This is a genomic window from Nonomuraea sp. MG754425, assembly GCF_021699195.1.
In the GTDB taxonomy this organism is placed as follows: Bacteria; Actinomycetota; Actinomycetes; order Streptosporangiales; family Streptosporangiaceae; genus Nonomuraea.
On the sequence record NZ_SSXE01000080.1, the window covers coordinates 23,696 to 39,798 of the forward strand.

At 75.7% G+C, this 16,103-nt stretch carries 15 protein-coding genes and 1 pseudogene; 8 read left to right on the forward strand and 8 right to left on the reverse strand.

What is annotated here, in order from left to right:
- Positions 1 to 102: 102 nt before the first annotated feature.
- The 4 genes from FAF44_RS26440 to FAF44_RS26455 all read left to right on the forward strand — a co-directional run bounded on the left by FAF44_RS26440 (position 103) and on the right by FAF44_RS26455 (position 6,138).
- Positions 103 to 1,833 carry a hypothetical protein gene (locus FAF44_RS26440; RefSeq protein ID WP_237105963.1) on the forward strand — a complete coding sequence of 577 codons (1,731 nt, stop codon included), beginning with the start codon at positions 103 to 105 and terminating at the stop codon, positions 1,831 to 1,833.
- A 154-nt stretch (positions 1,834 to 1,987) separates the two neighbouring features.
- A complete protein-coding gene (locus FAF44_RS26445) occupies positions 1,988 to 3,922 on the forward strand; it encodes a TOMM precursor leader peptide-binding protein (RefSeq protein ID WP_237105964.1) in 1,935 nt (644 codons plus the stop codon).
- Between the two features lie 115 nt (positions 3,923 to 4,037).
- A complete protein-coding gene (locus FAF44_RS26450) occupies positions 4,038 to 4,658 on the forward strand; it encodes an ABC transporter ATP-binding protein (protein WP_237105965.1) in 621 nt (206 codons plus the stop codon).
- A gap of 55 nt (positions 4,659 to 4,713) precedes the next feature.
- Positions 4,714 to 6,138 carry a DUF6297 family protein gene (locus FAF44_RS26455; RefSeq protein ID WP_237105966.1) on the forward strand — a complete coding sequence of 475 codons (1,425 nt, stop codon included), beginning with the start codon at positions 4,714 to 4,716 and terminating at the stop codon, positions 6,136 to 6,138.
- Between the two features lie 46 nt (positions 6,139 to 6,184).
- Here FAF44_RS26455 and FAF44_RS26460 read toward each other — a convergent pair whose 3' ends face one another.
- Entirely contained in the window at positions 6,185 to 6,430 is a 246-nt protein-coding gene (locus tag FAF44_RS26460; protein WP_237105967.1) for a hypothetical protein, read from the reverse strand.
- 12 nt (positions 6,431 to 6,442) lie between these two features.
- On the opposite strand from FAF44_RS26460, the gene FAF44_RS26465 reads away from it, so the two are divergent.
- A complete protein-coding gene (locus tag FAF44_RS26465; RefSeq protein ID WP_237105968.1) occupies positions 6,443 to 6,604 on the forward strand; it encodes a hypothetical protein in 162 nt (53 codons plus the stop codon).
- Positions 6,605 to 6,662: 58 nt separating this feature from the next.
- On the forward strand, positions 6,663 to 7,829 hold the full coding sequence (locus tag FAF44_RS26470; protein WP_237105969.1) for an ROK family transcriptional regulator: 1,167 nt from the start codon (positions 6,663 to 6,665) through the stop codon (positions 7,827 to 7,829).
- Positions 7,830 to 7,839: 10 nt separating this feature from the next.
- Here the strand turns inward: FAF44_RS26470 and FAF44_RS26475 are convergent, their stop codons facing one another.
- The 6 genes and pseudogenes from FAF44_RS26475 to FAF44_RS26500 form a co-directional block, all read right to left on the reverse strand.
- A complete protein-coding gene (locus FAF44_RS26475; RefSeq protein WP_237105970.1) occupies positions 7,840 to 8,478 on the reverse strand; it encodes an HD domain-containing protein in 639 nt (212 codons plus the stop codon).
- Between the two features lie 158 nt (positions 8,479 to 8,636).
- Positions 8,637 to 8,831: pseudogene (locus FAF44_RS26480) on the reverse strand (histidine kinase dimerization/phosphoacceptor domain-containing protein); the annotation flags it as partial.
- 224 nt (positions 8,832 to 9,055) lie between these two features.
- On the reverse strand, positions 9,056 to 9,415 hold the full coding sequence (locus FAF44_RS26485; RefSeq protein WP_237105971.1) for a hypothetical protein: 360 nt from the start codon (positions 9,413 to 9,415) through the stop codon (positions 9,056 to 9,058).
- A gap of 111 nt (positions 9,416 to 9,526) precedes the next feature.
- Positions 9,527 to 10,984: a glycosyltransferase family 39 protein gene (locus tag FAF44_RS26490; protein WP_237105972.1), complete on the reverse strand. Its 1,458-nt coding sequence runs from the start codon at positions 10,982 to 10,984 to the stop codon at positions 9,527 to 9,529.
- Between the two features lie 305 nt (positions 10,985 to 11,289).
- On the reverse strand, positions 11,290 to 11,946 hold the full coding sequence (locus tag FAF44_RS26495) for a response regulator transcription factor (RefSeq protein ID WP_237105973.1): 657 nt from the start codon (positions 11,944 to 11,946) through the stop codon (positions 11,290 to 11,292).
- On the reverse strand, positions 11,943 to 13,043 hold the full coding sequence (locus tag FAF44_RS26500) for a sensor histidine kinase (RefSeq protein WP_237105974.1): 1,101 nt from the start codon (positions 13,041 to 13,043) through the stop codon (positions 11,943 to 11,945). Before FAF44_RS26500 ends, FAF44_RS26495 begins: the two co-directional genes overlap by 4 nt.
- A 161-nt stretch (positions 13,044 to 13,204) precedes the next feature.
- Between FAF44_RS26500 and FAF44_RS26505 the strand changes: the two genes are divergently transcribed.
- Both FAF44_RS26505 and FAF44_RS26510 read left to right on the forward strand, forming a co-directional pair.
- Positions 13,205 to 14,185 (forward strand): patatin family protein, encoded by a 981-nt coding sequence (locus FAF44_RS26505; protein WP_237105975.1) that lies wholly within the window; start codon positions 13,205 to 13,207, stop codon positions 14,183 to 14,185.
- A 103-nt stretch (positions 14,186 to 14,288) separates the two neighbouring features.
- Positions 14,289 to 15,431 carry an FAD-dependent oxidoreductase gene (locus FAF44_RS26510; protein ID WP_237105976.1) on the forward strand — a complete coding sequence of 381 codons (1,143 nt, stop codon included), beginning with the start codon at positions 14,289 to 14,291 and terminating at the stop codon, positions 15,429 to 15,431.
- Positions 15,432 to 15,471: 40 nt separating this feature from the next.
- Here FAF44_RS26510 and FAF44_RS26515 read toward each other — a convergent pair.
- A partial coding sequence (locus FAF44_RS26515; protein WP_237105977.1) for a hypothetical protein occupies positions 15,472 to 16,103 on the reverse strand: 632 nt, incomplete at its 5' end.

Here is a 16,103-nt window from a genome sequence, read left to right on the forward strand (position 1 = left end):
GGCCCGGAGCCATGACCGGGCAGCGGGCCGGACGACAGCCCGGAGTCGTGACCTGGGAGCGGGCCTGGTGGCGGCGCGGGCCTGCGACGGAGGGTGGGCGGGGTGAGGCCGCGGATCCGTGCCGGCGTGTACCACGCGGCGGTGCCCGGGGGCGTCTGCTGGCTCACCGCGGGTGGGCCGGTGACGCTGTCGGGGCGGTCGGTGGCCGCCGTGACCGAACGGCTCGTCCCGCTCCTCGACGGGCGGCGGACGCCGGCGGAGCTGACCGCCGCCCTGTCCGAGGAGCACCGGGCCATGGTCACCCGCCTCGTCCGCACCCTGGTGGCGCGGGGCGTGGCCGAGGACGCCGACGCCCCGGCGGCCGAGCGCCGCCTGGCCGGCCGGGCCGTGGTCATCGCGCCCGAGGAAGCGGTGGCCGACTGCGTTCGGGCCCTGCTGCGGGCCGGCGCGGACGACGTCGTGACCGGCCGTCCCGGCGAGATCCCGGCCGGGGTGAGCTGCGCGGTGCAGATCTTCGGCCGGGACGAGGTGGCGCAGGCCCGACAGACCGCCGAGTTGGCCGCGAAGCTGGCGATCCCGCTCGTCCAGGCGCTGGTCTCGCGAGGGCAGGCGCTGATCGGGCCGCCGGCCGCCGACGTCTGCTGGGAGACGATCTGGTGGCGGCTGCGGGACAAGGACGCCTTCCGCGCGCCGGGGCCGCTCCCCGCCGGTGCGGCGCCGCGCGTCCTGGCCGCCCGGCTCGCCCTGCTCCTGGCCGGGGGCGGGGGCGCGGGCGACGGCCGGGTCTGCTGGTTCGACGCCGGGTCGCTCGCGTCGTCCTGGCATCACGTCCTGCCGGGGACGCGCGGAGGGGAGGTGGCCTCGTCGCCGCGCGAGGCGTTCGCGCGCACCGGCCGCCGGTCCCGGCGGCCCAGGGCCGGGGGCGACGCCGAGCCGGACCGCCGGGTCTGGAGCGAGGACGACTTCTCCCGGCGCGTGGCCAGGGCGATCGACCCGCGGTTCGGGCCGATCAGCGAGCTGGGCGAGGGGGACCTGGACCAGGTGCCGCTGCGGCGCTCCCGTGCCGTGGTCGCGGCTCCGCCGTACCGGCGTGCGGTGACGGTGGGCGCCTACGGCGCGGACTTCGCCACGGCGCGCCGCCGGACGGCGCTGCGCGCGCTGGCGGCCTACGGGGCGCTGGCCCTCGACCCGCGACGGCTGACGCCGGCGGGAGAGCACGAGGGGTGGGTCCGGGGGCTGCGCCTGGCGGACGGCGCGCCCTGCCGGGTCGCCGCCGGAGCGGTCTATCCGGTGCTGCGGCCGGACCGCGAGCCGGTCCCGCTGGGGGCGGCGGCCGGGCTGAGCTGGGAGCAGACGGTGTCGGCCGGGCTGCAGGCGCACCACAGGCAGGCCGTGCTCGACGCGCGGGACGAGGTGCGCGGCGTGCGGGTCCCCCGCGAGGTGGTGGCGGCCGATCCGGTGGCGGCGGGGTACCTGCGGGTGCTGACGGCGGCGGGGCACGATGCCGGGGTCGTGGACGTGAGCGGGCTCGCGGGCGCACCGGCCGCCGCCGTGCTCCTCGACGGCGTGCCGGTCGAGGTGGTGTGCCGTCCCGGCATCGGGGCGGCCGTGCGGGACGCGGTGGAGGCCGCCGTCCACGCGGCGCAGACCGGGCTCACGACTCCGGTCCTGGCCGGGGTCCTGAACGTGCGGACGGAACCCTGGAACCCACCGCCGGGCCTGCGCCCGACGGGCCTGCCCGGCCGGGTCCCGGTGTTCGTGCCCTACGACCACGACCCCGGGCTCGCCGAGGTGGTCGCCTGGGCGGGCGCGGTGGTGATGCTCGATGCCTGACGCCCGCGGTCCCCGGACGGGGGTGGTGATGGCGAATGCCCGACGAACCGCGACACCCAACCGGGGCGGATGCCGGACGAACGGGCTCCCCAGGCAGGGGGCGGTGATGGCGGATGCCTGACGACCGCGACACCCGGGCAGGGGGTGAGGGTGGGTGAGCAGGCCGGGGGTCGTTGTTCTGGGTGCGGGGTGGCTGGCCGAGGTGGTGGCCGGCGAGTTGGGCGGGGAGTTCCGGCTCGCGGTCGTGCCCGGCGGGCCCGTTCCGGGTGACCTGCCCGGTGGTGACGTCGTAATGGCCGTGCACGTCGCGGACGGGCGGCCCGGGGAGCGGCCGGCGGCGGGCGTTCCGCTGCTGCCGGTGTCCGGCGAGCCGGACCGCGTGGTGATCGGCCCGCTGACCAGGCCGGGCGTGCCGGGCTGCGGCGCGTGTGCCGACTCGCGCCGCGCCCGCAACCATCCGGGCTGGGCGGCGGTCGTCGCCCGTCACCGGCAGGCGCTGCGCGGCCGGCCGCCGTCGCTCACCCCGGCCGTGGCCGACGTCGTCGCGGCGATCGTCGGCGACGAGGTCAGAGGGCTGGTCGCCGGCACGCCCGTACGGACGGAAGGGGCGCTGCTTTTCTGCCGCCCGCCCGACCTGTCGATCACCACGCACCGCCTGCTGCCCGACCCGCTCTGCCCGCACTGCGGCGTCGCCCCCGCCGACTCGGCCGGAGCGGCCAGGATCGTGCCGGTGCCCCGGCCCAAGCCGCGTCCCGGCACGCTCCGCCTGCGTGACGTCGCCGCCGAGCACGACGCGCTGGTGGCCGCGTTCGTCGACCCGGAGGTGGGCCTGATCGGTGAGCTGGAGACCGGCGACGAGGGCGGGCTCCCGGTGGCGCGGGCGCACCTGGCGATCCGCGGCACCGACGCCACCGAGTCCGGCTGGGGACGCGACCTCAGTTACCGCGGCAGCGTGGTCACCGCGATCCTGGAGGCGGTGGAGCGCTGGGGCGGCCTCCAGGCGGGCGGCCGGCGACCGGCGGTGCGCGCGGCTTTCCGGGACGTCCGGGACACCGCGATCGACCCGCGCTCGTTCGGGCTGCACGACGAGTCCCGGTACGGACGTCCGGGCTTCCCGTTCGTGCCCTTCCACGACGACCTCGAACTGTCCTGGGTCTGGGCGCACTCCTTCGGCCGGGGCGAGCCGGTCCTCGTCCCTGAGACCTACGCGTACTACGGGGCCCACCTGCTCCGCCCGGACGAGCCGCGGCTGGCGTACGAGATCTCCAACGGCTGCGCGCTCGGCGGCAGCCTGGAGGAGGCGATCCTGCACGGCCTGCTGGAGGTCGCGGAGCGGGACGCGTTCCTGATGACCTGGTACGCGCGCCGCCCGGTGGTGGCGATCGACCTGGGCACGGCCCGCGATCCCCGGCTCAGGATGCTCGCCGCCCACCTGGAGGAGCGGACGGGCCGGACGATCACGGTGCTGGACACCACGGTCGAGCACGGCGTCCCGACGGTCTGGGCGATCGCCGTGGACCGGGACGGCGGCGAGCGGGCCAGAGCGGTGTGCGCGGGCGGCGCGCACCTGGACCCCGAGCGCGCGGCCGGCAACGCGCTGCGCGAGCTCGGCCCCATCCTGGCCAGCGTGGAGCGTGCCTACCGGCAGCACCGCGCCCGCGTGTCCGCGATGGCGGCGGACCCGGCCCTGGTGACGACGATGGGCGACCACTCCCTGCTGTACGCCGACCCGGCGGTCTTCTCCCGGCTGGAGTTCCTGTTCGCCGCGCAGCGGCGGCGCTCGCTGGACGAGCTGGCCGTCCCCGTGTCACCTGACGACCTGACCGAGGACCTCGAACGGGCTGTCGGCCGTTTCCTGGCGGCGGGGCTGGACGTCGTGGTGGTCGACCAGAGCACGCCCGAGCAGTCCGGCGCGGGCTTGTCCTGCGTCAAGGTGATCGTGCCGGGGGCGTTGCCGATGACGTTCGGGCACGGGATGCGCCGGGTGACCGGGCTGCCCCGGCTCTTCCGCGTCCCGCGCCTGCTCGGCGATCCGGCCCCGCCCGTGACGCCGGCGGACCTCAATCCCCATCCGCACCCGTTCCCGTAAGGGCGGCTTCGGCGTTTTCCGGCCATAAGAGCTGATATGGAATCACCGTTAAACCATTTAATTCGGCAATTTCACTCCGGCCATTCCTTCGCGATCCGGCGGATATAGTGAGCGGGTGCCCGTAACAATTGCCAATGGCGTTTCCGTCATACTCGGCGAGGTCAGCGTGCTCGACGGCGTCGACCTCTCCGTGGAGCAGGGCGAGATCGTCGCGCTGACCGGCGAGAACGGCGCCGGCAAATCGACGCTCATGCGCTGCCTGGCCGGGCTGCAGCGGGTCAGCGCGGGCGAGGTCCTGGTATTCGGCCGGCCACCGGCCGGCGACGAGGCTTTCTGGCGCGCGGTCGCACTCGTCACCGAGGACCACGCCTGGTATCCGTGGCTCACCGTGCGCGAGCACCTGGAGCTGAGCACCACGATTCACGGCGTACGGCTGGAGCCCGACGCCGTGCTCGACTCCTTCGAACTGCTCGACCGGGCCGACGCCGCACCGCTGACCCTGTCCACCGGGCAGCGGCAGCGGCTCGCGCTCGGCTGCGCGCTGGCCAGGCCGAGCCGCCTGCTGCTACTCGACGAGCCGGAGAGCGGCCTCGACCCGGCCGCCCGCGGGCGGCTGGCCGAACTGCTCGCCGACTACGCCCACGAGGGCACCCTGATCATGGCCACGCACGACCTCGAACTCGCCTCCGCCACGGGGGCCCGTGTCGTCACCCTGAGCGCCGGAGCCCGCACATGACGGCCGCCCGAACCATGCCGGAAGCCGGGAACCTCGGCGATTCGGGGGCGGGAGCGTGAGTTCGGTGGCGATCCCGCAGCTCACCCGGCGCCGCCGGCGGGCCGAGGAGACGCCGTGGCAGCGGGCGTACTTCCTGCTGGTGGCCCTGGCGGTGGCCGCGGCCGTCGCCGTGCCGCAGGGCATGCGGTTCGCCTCCTGGCTGTTCGGCGGCTCGGGCGTGGGCGACCCCGCGCTCGGGTCGGCGCTGCTGCTCGGCCTGTTCGCCGGGTTCCTGCTGCTGCTGTCGTGGGTGGGCCCGATCGTGGTGTCGCCTGCCGACGCCCGCTGGCTGATCATGTCGCCGGTCGGCCGCCGCGGCGTCCTCGCCCGCAGCGCCACGGTGCTGCTCGCGGTTTTGCTGGTCGCCGGTGTGCTGCTGGGGCTGCTGGGCTCGGCCGTGCTCGGGCGGCCCGACCTGGTGGTGCCCGGCGTGCTCGCGGCGACGGCGCTGGTGCTGGCCGCCGGGTCGGCCGCGGTGCTCGTCCAGGCCGCCGAGCCGGGGGCCGACCTGATGCGCCGGGCGGTGGTCGCGGTGGCCGTGCTCGCCGGCGGGCTGGCCGTCTTCCGGCCCGCGCTGCCGTCCGTGCCGCTCCTGCCGGTGCCGGCCGCCGCCGTGCTGCTGCTCGCCGCCGTGCTGGGCCGGCGGGCCTGGCAGCGGCTGGCGACGTTCCCGGCCCGCGCGCTCGTCGAGACCTCCGTCCGGGTGGGCGCGGTCGTGTCGGCCTCGGTGAGCCTGGAGCCCGCGCTGCTCACCGGCATCGCCGAGCTGCGCTACTGGCGGCGCCGGCGGCTGCGCTCGCGGCCCTGGCCGGCCGCCGGGCCGTTGCTGATGACGCGGGCGGACCTGCGGATGGCCGCCCGGCGTCCCGGCCGGCTCGTCGTGCTCGCCGCGCTGGCCGCGCTGCCCGCGCTCATCCGGCAGGCGGGCGGGAGTCCCGGCCTGGCGGTGCTCGTCCTGGTGGCGGGGGGCCTGGCCGCGGCCGTCACCGGCGCGGCCGGGGCGCGCTGGGACGCCCAGCATCCGGAGTTGCCCCGGCTGTTCGCGGGCCCGCGGCTGGGCGCGCACGCGATCGTCCCCGGAGTGCTGGCGGCCCTGTGGGCGGGCGGCGCGTTCGCGTTCCTGCACGCGGCGGGCTTCGTCCCGCTCTGGAGCGTGCTGTACGGCGTGGCCGCCGCTCCCGCGCTCGCCGCCGCGGGGCTCCGGATGGCCAGGCGGGGCCCGATCAACCATGCGATGCCCGTCATCGACCTGGGGTTCGGCGGCGTGCCCACCGGGCCGATCTTCTGGGCGGCGGCCGGGGTCGATCTCGCCTTCGCGGGCGTCGTGCCGCTGCTGTTCCTGCCGCCGGGGCCGGTCGCGCTCGGCCTGCAGGCGGCGCTCGGCGTCCTGCTGTTGGCCGGCTACCTGCTGGTCGCCTCGCGCGGGCGGCGCGCCTGGTGACGGCGCGGCGGTCCGGGAAGGCCGGGGCCGGCCTTCCCGGGTGCGGTCACCGGAACGACAGGGAGTCGATGGTGATCGTGCCGCTGCCGCCGTACCAGAAGCCCATCGCGAGCCGGCCGGGAGACACCCGGTCGATCCCGTTGGCGGCGAGCGGGATCCTAATGTCCTGGTAGGAAGTGGTGATGGCCGGGTGGCCGCCGCCGTCGAAGGTGGAATCGCCGAAGACCTTGCTCACGCTGCCGAGGCCGAGGCTGAAGTGCGCCTGCTCGCCGCCCGCCGCGCCACCCGACACCCGTCCGACGCGATGGCGCGCAACGCCGTGGTCAACACGCTGCACCGGCTGTGGCACGCGCCGCTGGCCGAGGTCGATCCGGACGTGGTGTACTTCCGCAGCCGGCTCAACCCGCTCAGCGACGAGCAGCTCGGCTGGCTGCGCGACCTGGCCGTGGTGTGCGGCTTCTCCTGACTTCGCACTACTCTTTGTCAAGAGCGCAGCATTATTCGGCGGGATCGAGGGGGCGACGGTGACCGAGCAGGTCACGACCGGCACGGACGTGACCCGGATGCGCGAGCTCAACGCGCTCAGCATCGTCCGGGCGCTGCGGGGCGGCCCGCCGTCCACCGTCACCGAGGTGGCCGCGCGCACCGGCCTGTCCCGGCCCGGCACCGACGTCATCGTGCAGGGCCTGGTCGCCGACGGCTGGCTCACCGTCGTGGAGCCCGACGGCAGCAGCGTCGTCGGGCGCCCCGCCCGCCGCTACCGCTTCAACGCGGGCGCCGGGCACGTGGTCGGCGTCGACGTGGGCGTGCACAAGGTGCTGGCCATGCTCGCCGACCTCGACGGCACCGTGGTGCGCACCGCGCGGCTGCCGGTCGATCCCGGCGCCGACCCGGCGGCCCGGCTCACCGTGGTGGACGCGGCAGTCGACGAGTGCCTGGCCGGGGCCGGGCTGCGTCCCGACGACGTCTGGGCGATCACCGTCGGGGTGACCGGACCGGTCGACGCCGGCGGGCGCACCACGCTGTTCACGCCGCTGCCCGGATGGGCGAGCGTGAGCCCGGCCGGGCACCTGGCCGCCCGTTTCTCCTGCCCGATCCAGGTGGAGAACGACTGCAAGCTGGCCGCGCTCGCCGAACGCTGGCAGGGGGCGGCCCGCGACGCCGACGACATCGTCTACGTGCTGGCCGGCATGCGCTGCGGGGCCGGGCTGATCATCGACGGCGCGCTGCGCCGCGGCCACGGCGGGGCCGCCGGGGAGATCGGCGCGCTGCGTGCCGTCCGCTGGCTCACCGCGCCCTCCCACCTGGAGAACTGCGCCGGCCTGCCCGCCGGCATCGACACCGACGACGCGGCGGCCTGGGTGTTCAACGCCGCCCGCGCCGGCGACAAGGCGGCCAGGACCGCCGTCCGCCGCTACACCCGTGACCTCGCCGTCGGCACCGCCGCCCTGGTGCTCACCCTCGATCCGCAGGTCGTCGTGCTCGGCGGCGGCTTCTCCCGCTCCGCCGACCTCATCCTCGACCAGCTCGCCCGCGAGCTCGGCCGCACCTGCCTGCGCGTGCCCGAGATCCGCGCCTCCACCCTCGGCGACGAGAGCGTCGCCCTGGGGGCGTTGCGCCTGGCGCTCGACGAGGTGGACGCCCGCCTGTTCGGCGTCAGCCTGCCCGCGCCGCTCGCCCCGCGCGCCTGACCGCCGGGCCTCACTCCGGCCAGGGGCTGTCGAGGATCACCCGGACGAAGTCCGTCCGCTCGAACCCGGCCATGTAGTGCTGGAGCACGTCGGCGTTCACGTTGCCGAAGGTGGTGCCGGGACGGTGCACGTTGCCCTCGGTGAACGCCCGCAGGATGCGCTTCTTGAAGTCCGGCCGCGGATGCGCGGCGATCACCTCGGCGCGCTGCTCCGCTGTCAGGTCGCCGTGGCCGATGCCCAGCACGTCGGTCTCGACGCCCGCCGTCACCAGGGCCACCACGGGGTCGAGGAACTCCGGGACGCCCGGCGTGGTGTGCAGCGCGATGCCGAGCCAGACCCGGTCGGCGTCCGCGTCGGCGACGCCGTGCCCGCGCAGGAAGTCGCGGGCCGCGTTGGCGCCGTCCACCTCGAAGCGCAGCTCGGAGTCGCGGTAGCCCTCGGTCAGGCCGAGGTCGTGGAACATCGCGCCCGCGTACAGGAGCTCCGGGTCGGCGGTCAGCCCGCGGGCCCGGCCCTGGAGCGCGCCGAAGAGGAACACCCGGCGTGAGTGGTCGTAGAGCAGGTCGTCCTCGGTGTCGCGGATGAACTCCGTCACCTCGCGGACGAGCGCCGTGTCGGGAATGGTGATGCCTGCGATGGTCTCCGTCATGGTTCCAGCGTCCTGCGGGGGTGGCCACGGCCGCGCCGTCCTCCAGGTCAGGGATCCCCCATTTTCGGATATGTGATGACGACCTGGACAGGCGGGCCGGCCCCGTCCTCGGTGCGGGGACGGGCTCCGGCGGGGAGCGGCGTCCGGCCTTGCGCGTCGGGGTCGGCCGGGAGCAGGTCGAGGATCAGCCGCAGGTCGGCGACGGCCCGGCGGCCGGTGTCGGCGACGGCGGCCAGGGCCGCGTCGAGGCGGTCGGGCGCGGCGGTCAGGTGGCGGGCCGCCTCGGCCTGCACGACCATCGCCGTCACCTGGTGGGTCACGGCGTCGTGCAGTTCGCGGACGACGCGGGCGCGCACGACTGCGGAGGTGACGCCCCGCACTCGCATGACGGCTCCCCTCGGGATCGCGCGGCCGGAGCGCCGCGGCTACACCGAGAACGTTAGGGACCCGGCGGCGGGAAGTCGTCACCACGCGGTGGACATTCGCGGGTAGCTCGCACGGGGGACAACGACGCCGCGTGCGGGTGCGCGATACCCGGCCCGCGCGCTCGCACGGGGGACGACCGGTTGCCGGGCTCCTAGCCCGCGCGGTGGCGGTGGACGCCGTAGAGGCCGCCCGCCAGGGAGATGCCCATGATGGCGAGCAGGCGGATGGCGTCGGAGGCGCCGGTCACGCTGAGCTCGCCCGCGGGGTGGATGAGGAAGCCGGTGGCCAGCGTCCAGGCCAGCACGCCGGTGACCGCCGCGGCCCGCAGGTCGGCCGCGACCACGGCGTACAGGCACCCGGTCAGCCCCATGACGGCGAAGCGCACCTCGACCGCGTCCTCCGGGACCACCAGGGCGGTGACCGCGCACGCGGCCACGACCACGAAGAACCCGATGCCGATCAGGATGCCGGTGGGGCGCGGGCTGTAAGACTTGGGGCTGCGGAGAAACATTTGACCCCATTCAAGAGTGAAAAGGCGGTGCGGGCAAGAAACCCTTCAGCGACGGTACTGCATCCGGCTTCCGGTGCCCCGTCCGCGCCGTCCTGGACCTCGTGAACGTGCTCAGTCCGCGTGCCGGAAGGCGGGCCAGGCGGTCGCCCACGAGGTCCGTGGCCCCGAGCAGACCGTGACGGGCAGGCCCTGCTCCTCGTTCGGGACCCCGGTTCCGTGGTCGATGACGCCGGCGGACTCGCAGCGCGCGAAACGCTCCCGCAACCGCTCCGGCGGCAGCCCCACGGCGACGACCGTCGTGGCCGTCTCCGGCGGCGGGCCCTGGAACCACAGCTCGTTGTGCCCGCTGTGGACGGGCACGGCCGGCGCGAACCGGTCCAGCGCGCCGGCCTCGCCGTAGTTCGCGGTGAGCACGACCGTCCCCGGGGGCTGCGCCCGGTGGACCGCGGCCACCTGCGCGGCGAAGCGCGGCCAGCCCACCGACTCCCTGGCCACCTCGTTCGGCGAGAAGCCGAGCACCGGCAGCGGGAGCAGCGGCAGCGCCATGGCGACCCCGGCGGCGGAGCCGCCGAGCAGCCCGAGCCACACCGTCCGGCGCCGGTCGGCCCGGCCGCGCATCCGCGCGGCGGCGGGCACGCAACCGGCCGCGAAGGCGCAGATCAGGCTGCCCGCGACGTAGTCCGCCCGGCCGCCCGACACCCAGCCGAGCAGGATCGTCACCAGGATCGCGATCGCCACGGGCCGGGTCTCCGGTCGCTCGCGCAGCCACGACCAGCCGGTCACGGCGATCGCGAACGCGCCCACGCTGAGCAGCGCCACCAGCATCGGCACGAACATGATCCGGTTCCCGCCCTCACTGAGCCCGGCGGCCATGGTGAGCTGGGGCCAGCCGTGCAGAGCCTGGTAGAGCAGGTTCGGGGCGGCGACGACGACGGCCACGAGCGCCCCCGCCCAGAGCCACCCGTCGCCGAGCACGGCCCGCGGCCCCCTGACCGCCAGCCCGGCGGCCACCCCGGCCAGCAGCAGCACGACGAGGTGCTTGTTGTACGTGGCGGCCCCCGCGACGGCCCCGGCCACCGGCCACCACCGGCCGTCCCCGCGCAGCAGGGCACGCAGCACGCACAGCAGGCAGGCCGCCCAGAACACGAAGTCGGCCGACATGGTCAGCAGGGTGTGCCCGGCGATCAGGGGGAACGTCCCGGTGGCGAGGCCGGCGGCGGCGAGCGTCTGCGCGTCCGCGCGCCCGCCGAGCTCCCGCGTGATCGCGACGCCGAGCAGGATCAGCAGCCCCGTGCACAGGGCGGGGACGACCCGCAGGCCGGAGACGGTGTCCCCGAACAGGTCCGTGGACAGCCTGGCCAGCAGCGGGGTCAGCGGGGGCTGGTCGAAGTACCCCCAGGCGGGTGCGCGGCCGAGCATGCGGAAGTAGAGCTCGTCGCGGTGGTAGCCGTACCACGGGCTGAGGACCAGCAGGGTGAGCACGACGGCGCCCGCGACGGGGGCGACGGTCCGCCAGGCGAACGCCGGGAGCGGGGTGGCGGCAAAGGAACGGGGGGTGCGGAGAAGCATGCCTCCACGGTCGCCGACGTCGCGCCGCGGGTCGTCTGACCGGAGGCGGAACCTGCGGTCAGCCCCCGGGCATACCCGGCGGCATCCCCGGGATGCCCCGCACCGTGGCCGGGGTCAGCCGCCGAGGTGCACCGCACCATGGCCGGGGGTCAGCCGCCGGGGTGCGCCACACCATGGCCGGAAGCCAAGACGACCACGGGGTCAGCTCCCGGAGTGCGCCACACCATGGCCGAAGGCCAAGACGACCACGGGGTCAGCTCCCGGAGTGCACCACACCATGGCCGAAGGCCAAGACGACCGCGGGGTCAGCCGCCGGGGTGGACCACGCCGTGGTCGAAGGCGAAGACGACCGCCGCGGCCCGGTCGCGTACGGCCAGCTTGGTGAAGATCCGGCCGACGTGGGTCTTGACCGTGCCCTCGCCGACCACGAGGGCGCGGGCGATCTCGGCGTTGGTGAGCCCGCGGCCGATGAGCTTGAGCACGTCGAGCTCGCGCGCCGTGAGGTCGCCGAGCCGACGGACCGCGTCGGGGTCGGTCGCCGGGTCGGCGCGGTAGCGCCGCAGCACCCGTCCGCAGACGGCGGGGTCCAGCCAGCCGTCTCCCGCCGCCACCGCCCGGACGGCCCGCTGGATGTCCTCGGCGGGGGCGTCCTTGAGGCAGAAGCCCGACGCGCCGGCCCGCAGCGCCGCCGCGAGCACGCTGTCCTCGCCGAACGTGGTCAGCACCAGGACGCGCGCCGCCGGGTCCGCGGCCAGCAGCGCGCGGGTGGCCGCGACGCCGTCCATGCGCGGCATGCGGACGTCCATGACCACGGCGTCCGGCCGCAGGCGGGCGACCTCCGCGAGCGCGGCCTGCCCGTCGGCCGCCTCGCCGACCACGTCGAACCCGTACGGGCGGCGCAGGATCGTGCGCAGCCCCGCCCTGGCCAGTTCCTGGTCGTCCACGAGCACCACCGAGATCACGCCGGCAGCTCCGCCCGCACGACCCACCGGTCGCCCTCGGGGCCGGCGGTGACGGTGCCGCCGACCAGGCGCACCCGGCCGGCCATCGCGCGAAGTCCCATGCCGCCATTGTGCCGGGGCGGCCGGCCGGGCAGGGGGTTCGCGACCGTGGCCCGTACGTCGCCGTTGTCGGAGATGTGCAGCCGGACCTCGACCGGGCTGCGCGGGGCGTGGCGGCTGGCGTTCGCCAGCGCCTCCCGCACCAGCCGGTAGAGCACCATCCCGGTCGCCGGGCCGACCGCCGTCAGCTCGCCCTCGACGCCCGGATCGAGTGCGAGGCCGGCCGTCCGGTACTCCTCGAACAGCTCGGCGAGCCCGGACGCGGTCGGCTGCGGGGCGGCCACGGCCGGGTCGGCGTCCTGGTCGGCGAGCACGCCGACGACCTTGCGCAGCTCCGCCATGCTCTGCCGGGCCAGCCGCTCGGCCTCGGCGATGCCCGCCGCCGCCTCCCGGGGTTCGTGCTCGATCGCCAGCCGCGCGCCGCCCAGGTGCAGCACGGTCACCGCGAGCGTGTGCGCGACGATGTCGTGCAGGTCGGCGGCGAGCCGCTGCCGCTCGGCCAGGGCGTCGGCGGCGGTCGCGGCGCTCTCCGCGCGGTGCAGCCGCTCCCCCACCTCGATGCGGTAGCGCGCGGCCCAGCCGCCCCAGAACACCAGCGTCGCGGCGGCCAGCCAGTTCGGCCAGCCGGGGTCCGGCGAGGTGAACGCCGCCACGACCACCACCGCGAGCGAGGCCAGCCACATGACGACGCCCGGCCAGAGGCGCAGCGCCAGCGCGACGAACCCGAGGTAGAGCACGAGGATGAACCAGCCGACGCTGTTGACCGCGAGCCCCGTGAGGGCCGCGACGGCCGCGGGGGCCAGGAGCCCGGCCGCCTCGGCGGGGCGGCCCGGCGCCGTACGCACGATGACGAGGCACAGGGCGACGAAGGCGATCCCGCCCGCGAACGGCCAGCCGAACCCGCAGCCGCGCGTGATCGTCTGCGCCCATGACAGGCCGACCAGCAGCACCAGCAGCCCGAGGCCGGCCGGCAGCAGCCGGCGGGAGATCACCACCACGCGCTCATCGTAGGAACGGGCCGCCGCCGCGCGCATCCACCCACGGTCATACCCGGCGTCCGCCCGTGGCCGGACCGGCGCTCAGGGGGACCGTCCTCGAAAACGACTTCGAACGATCGCGTAATCTGTCGAGGTTCCTTTCGACCCCCAGGGAGAACGTTGTGGACGACGTCAGGAGCCGGCACCGGCTGCTCGCGGTGCTCGCGCGACGCGCCGCCGAGGCGAGCCGGCCCGGCGAGCGGACCGACGGCCACCGGGTGGCGCTGGCCATCGAGGGCGGCGGCATGCGAGGCACGGTGTCGGCGGGCATGGCGCTGGCGATCCAGCAACTCGGCCTGCTGCCGCTGTTCGACGCCGTCTACGGCGCGTCGGCGGGGGCGATCTCGGGGGCCTGGCTGCTGAGCAGCCGCCCGGAGGGGCTGCGCGGCTGGACCGACCCGGTGTTCGCCAAGGCGCTGATCCGCCGCGGCAACGTGCTGCGCGCCCGTCCCGTCGTGGACGTGCACCGCCTGGTCGAGACCGTCTACGTGCGGGACTTCCCGCTCGACTTCGCCTCCGTGCTGGCCTCCCCGATCGAGTTCCACCCGCTGGCCACCGACGTCCTGACGGGCGAGGCGGTGGACCTGCGCCCGGCGCTGACCGACGAGCGCGCGCTGCGGCTCGCCCTGCGCGCGAGCGCCGCCCTGCCGATGCTGGCCGGGCCGCCCGTGGCCATCGGCGACCGGCTCCTGTACGACGCGGGCGTGGCCGAGTCGATCCCCTTCCGGCAGGCCCTGCGCGACGGGGCCGGCCACGTGCTCGTCCTGCGCTCCCGCCGCCTGGTGGACGGGGCGGCGGCCCGGACCGAGCCGTCCTGGGGTGCGCGCGTCGTCACCGGCATCGGCCTGCGCCGCCACACCCCGGCGCTGCGCGCGGCGTTCCTGTCGCGGGCCGCGCGGCTGGCCGACGACGACCGGCTGCTCGCCGAGCACGACCTCGACGGCCCGTCGCTGGGCGGCGGCCCCGCGGTCCTGTCCGTCCGGCCGCCGGACAGCTCGCCGGGGGTGGGGCGTCTGGAGAGCGACCCGGCGCTGCTGCACGCGGCTTTCGAGACCGGGCACGCCGCCGCGTCCGCCGTGCTGAAGGCGGCCACGCCGCGCTGAGGGAAGCCGGCCGCGAGCGCCGGTCACATTCGCGCCCGCTGTCTTGTCCCCCTGCCGACCGCCTCCGATCCCCGGAGGCGCGAGGTGGAGAGGAACGATCATCGTGGCACACGTTGTGATCATCGGTGGGGGCTTCGCGGGCGTGTGGAGCGCGGCCGGGGCGGCGCTCGCGCGCGGGCCGGCCGACCTGCGCATCACGCTCATCGCGCCGGACGACCACCTGGTGCTGCGGCCCCGCCTGTACGAGCCGGAGCCGGCCCTGGCCCAGGTGGAGCTGGCCAGGATCCTCGGCCCGATCGGCGTCGAGCACCTGCGGGCCCGGGTGAGCACGATCGACCCCGTCCGCCGCGTGGTGGTGGCCGACGGCCGGGAGGTCGCCTACGACCGTCTGGTGCTCGCGGCGGGCAGCCGGCTCGTCCGGCCCGAGAGCCTGCCGGGCGCCGAACGGCTCTTCGACATCGACACCATGGACGGGGCCCGGCGGCTCGCCGACCACCTGCGCGACCGTGAGGACTACTCGGCCGTGGTGGTCGGGGCCGGGTTCGTCGGCCTGGAGGCGGCGACCGAGCTGGCCGCCCGGGGCCGGGTGCTGCTGGTCGACCGCTCCGCGGTGGTCGCGAACCCGCTCGGCCCCGGCCCGCGCGAGGCGATCGAGGAGGCGCTGGACCGGCTGGGCGTCGAGCGCCGCCTCTCGACGACGGTGACGGAGGTCGGCGACGGGTACGCCGTCCTGTCCGACGGCGCCAAGGTCGAGGCGGACGTCGTGGTCTGGTCGGTGGGGATGACGGCCAGCGAGCTGACCCGGCAGCTCTCCGGAGAGCTCGACCGTCTCGGCCGGGTGCCGGTGGACCGGCGGCTGCGCGCCCTGCCCGAGGTGTTCGCCGCCGGGGACACCGCCGCGGCGGCGTTCGACGACGAGCACCTGGTCATGCAGGCGTGCCAGCACGCCACCCCGCTCGGCAAGGTCGCCGGGTACAACGCGGCGGCCGACCTGCTCGGCCTGCCGCTGCGGGACTTCACCCCCGGCCCGTACGTCACCTGCCTGGACCTGGGCGAGGCCGGCGCGATCTTCACCCGGGGCTGGGACCGCACGGTGCTGGCCACGGGGACGGCGGCCAAGGAGGTCAAGAGGCTGATCAACCAGCACATCCACCCGCCGGTGGACGACGCCGCGACGATCCTGGCCGCCGCCGACCGCGTCTTCATCGACCTGCCCTTCTTCCCCCGCACCGAGACCGCCGGCTGACGCCCGGGGTGAGCGCGGCGGCTCCCCCTGGCCGCCGCGGTCACGACCCCACGTTCTTGAGCGCCTCCGCGGCTACCTCCTCCGCCCCCTTCAGCAGCACGTCCTCGGCGACGGGCCGGCTGTCCGCGTCCGAGTTGATCTCGCGGCCCTTGTTGTCGCTGCCGTGGAAGCGCACGTCGATGGTGGTGTTGCCGCGGACGACGAACACCCAGGCGGTGGCCCGGTTGCGGACCGTGTGCCGGTTGTAGATCGCGTACGCCCCGTCACCGAGGTCGGCGAGCTGCTTGATCTCCCCGTACTTCGTGTTGTACGGGTCGCCCTTGGACTGGCCCGACTCGTCGCGCATCGAGTCCCACATGAAGTCGGCGTCGTCCAGGGCCGACTCGTGGTCGGGGAAGACGTTGACCTTGAGGCTGATCGAGCGCGACTCGTTGTAGCCGTTCTTCATGTTGTAGCCCTTCTGGTCCCACACGCAGTCCTTCCGCTTCGCGCCGTAACCGTCCTTGGCGACGCCCGGCGCCGACTTGCTCAGGGGCGCCAGCCGCGTGGTCAGGCTCTCGGGGAGCAGGTCGCACACCTCGGGGACGTCCTGGAGCGGGGGGAAGGTGGAGGTGACGGTCGAGGAGGGCGACGCCTGCCCCGTGGCCGGCGCGGAGTCGGTGGGCGCGGAGT

What these genes read in the sequence shown, in the direction of transcription:
- FAF44_RS26475 (WP_237105970.1), bottom strand. Translation starts at nt 8,478, where the DNA reads ATGACGGAGACCATCGCAGGCATCACCATTCCCGACACGGCGCTCGTC.
- FAF44_RS26465 (WP_237105968.1), top strand. Translation starts at nt 6,443, where the DNA reads ATGGCGCGCAACGCCGTGGTCAACACGCTGCACCGGCTGTGGCACGCG.
- FAF44_RS26490 (WP_237105972.1), bottom strand. Translation starts at nt 10,984, where the DNA reads ATGCTTCTCCGCACCCCCCGTTCCTTTGCCGCCACCCCGCTCCCGGCG.
- FAF44_RS26485 (WP_237105971.1), bottom strand. Translation starts at nt 9,415, where the DNA reads ATGTTTCTCCGCAGCCCCAAGTCTTACAGCCCGCGCCCCACCGGCATC.